General features: G+C 66.9%; 1 protein-coding gene and 1 pseudogene. Both read right to left on the bottom strand.

Annotated elements, in window-relative coordinates:
* The coding region (locus ACFYVR_RS26905) for an SDR family NAD(P)-dependent oxidoreductase (RefSeq protein ID WP_387479441.1) at positions 1–1,847 on the bottom strand (1,847 nt) is incomplete at its 3' end.
* Between the two features lie 48 nt (positions 1,848–1,895).
* Positions 1,896–2,510 (bottom strand): annotated as a pseudogene (locus tag ACFYVR_RS26900) (hypothetical protein); the annotation flags it as partial.
* Positions 2,511–2,609 lie beyond the last annotated feature (99 nt).

The following is a 2,609-nucleotide window of genomic DNA, read 5'->3' as shown; positions in this document are numbered from 1 at the left end:
CCGATCCCCGCCCGCTCGAGCAACTCCCACGTCGACTCCAACAACAGCCGCTGCTGCGGATCCATCACCAACGCCTCACGCGGCGAGATCCCGAACAACCCCGCATCGAACCCGGCGACATCATCGAGGAACCCACCGAAGCGGGTGTAGCTCGTCCCGGGGTGGTCGGGGTCCGGATGATAGAGGTGGTCGATGTTCCATCCTCGGTCCGTGGGGAACTCCGTCAGCGCGTCCCGCTCGTCGGCCAGGAGGGTCCACAACTGCTCGGGGGAGCCGACACCGCCCGGATACCGGCAGGCCATGCTGACGATCACGATCGGATCATCCGATAAACCTGGCACAGCGTGTCGTTCGTCTGCACCGTGTGCCGTCTCGGAGACTTGCCCGAGCAACTCCGTTTCCAGACGCTCGGCCACCGATCGTGCGGTGGGGTGGTCGAACACCAGGGTGCTCGGCAGAGTGAGTCCGGCGGCCATGGACAGGCGGTTGCGCAGTTCGACCGCGGTCAGCGAGTCGACGCCGAGGTCTCGGAAGGAGTCGTCGGCACCGATGTCCTCCCGTCCGGCGTGGCCCAGTACTTCAGCGGCGGTGTCGCGCACCAGATCGGTCAGCGTTCGTGTCCTCTGACGGGCGGGCATTCCGGCGATCCGGTCGGCCAGGGTGCCCGAGTTCGACGAGACCGTGCCCCGTTTGACTCGCGCAGGCTTCAGGCGGCTCACCAGGATCGAGTCCAGGCAGGAAAGGTCGAGACGGGCGGCGACGAGTGCGGGGTGGTCGGCTGCGACTCCCGCATCGAACAGCGCCAACCCGTCGTGAGAGGACAACGCGAGCACTCCGTCACGGGCGGTACGCCGACGGTCGACCTCCTTGAGGTGGCCGGTCATTCCGCTGGTCTGCTCCCACAGTCCCCAGGCAAGTGCAACGGCGGGAAGTCCCAGGCCGACGCGATGGTGGGCGAGCGCCTCGAGCGCGGCGTTGGCTGCCGCGTAGTTGCCCTGCCCGGCGCTGCCGAATGTGCTGGAGACGGACGAGAACAGCACGAACATCGACAGGTCGCGGTCCAGGGTCAGGTGGTGCAGGTTCCACGCCGCGTCGATCTTCGGTCGCATGACCGTGTGCAGCCGTTCCGGATCCAGTGAGGCGATCACGCCGTCGTCCAACGCGCCGGCTGCGTGGACGACTCCGGACAGGTCGGGTACGGAGTCGAGGAGTTTCTTCAGGCCGTCACGGTCGGCAGCGTCGCACGCGACGACATCCACCTCGGCACCGGACTCGGTCAGTTCGGCTCGCAGTTGCTCCGCGCCGGGCGTGTCGATGCCGCGTCGCGAGAGCAGGATCAGCCGAGGAACGTGGTACGCATCGACCAGGTGCCGTGCGATCAACGCACCAACGCCCCCGGTTCCCCCGGTGACCACCACGGTCCCGGGCAGCAGGAGTGGTTGCGGAGTCCGTCGTCTCACGGAGGCGAGACGAGGAACAACGATCTTGCCGTCACGCATCGCGATCTGCGGTTCGCAGACTGCCGCGGCATCGCGAACAAGCGCCTCTGTCAGTTCGACGTCGGACGGAAGATCGAACAGCATGAAGCGGTCAGGATGCTCGGACTGTGCAGATCGCACGAGGCCAGCGATCGCCGCCTGGGCAGGATCCGACTCGGCGTCCCGCGTGGTGATCATCAGAACACCCGAGTCTCCGGCCGCCCACGTCTGTACGCGCTCGAGCACATCCTCCAACGTGCCGCGCGCTTCCCACACGCTCGCGACTGGTGTCGGCACCAGCGCTGGCGTTCCGGGTACCCAGTCGATGCGGAACAGCCGACCGGCACCCGCGTCGTGGATGCGATCCATCGGTCGCATCGTCACCGACTCGATGAGCGCCACGGGTGCACCAGCGCGATCGGTGACTTCGATCCGCGATGTGAGCTCGCCCGTGCGGATCACCGTGACCGTGAGAGCGGTCGCTCCGGAGGCATGCAACTGCAGTCCGCGCACGCTCGCGGGTGTCCAAGCCCGATCGTCGTCCGGCGCGGCCGTCCGGATAATTGCGTCCCAGAGCAGCGGATGGAGAGCGTATCCCTCGGATGTGGCGTCCTCCGGCAGGAAAACGTCGTGACGGTCGCCCTCTGCCGTCCACTTCGTCGCTGTAGCGACGGTCAGGAGCCCTGTTGCGTGTTCGCGCCAGTCTCCGTGTTCGGGTCTGGCGTACACCGTGATCGTGCGCTCGCCGTCGAGGTTGGGCGCCGCTACCCGGACCTGGACGTCGATCGGTCCGGCGTCCGGCGCCACTAGTGGGGTGATCAGTTCCAGCTGCTCGATTCGGTCGCAGCCGATCTGGTCACCGGCATGCAGAGTGAAGTCGAGTAGGCCGCCGGCGGATGGTTGGTCGCTCAGCCAGGAGCATCGGGACCGACGGAGTTGGCCGGCAATCAGGATGGCTCCATCGTTGGCGAGTTCTACTGCGTTCCGCAGGAAAGGGTGGTCCGATGCGTCTCCGGTTCCGGCGGGCGGCACGCTCAGCCAGTAGGGGGTGTGTTGGAACGCGTACGTCGGAAGATCGATCACACCGCCTCCCCCACCGACCACCGACCGCCAATCCACATCGACACCAGC

The organism is Rhodococcus sp. NPDC003318, assembly GCF_042879035.1.
Lineage (GTDB): Bacteria > Actinomycetota > Actinomycetes > Mycobacteriales > Mycobacteriaceae > Rhodococcus_G.
Note: the sequence above shows the minus strand (reverse complement) of the source record. Positions and strands in the feature narration are given on the sequence as shown.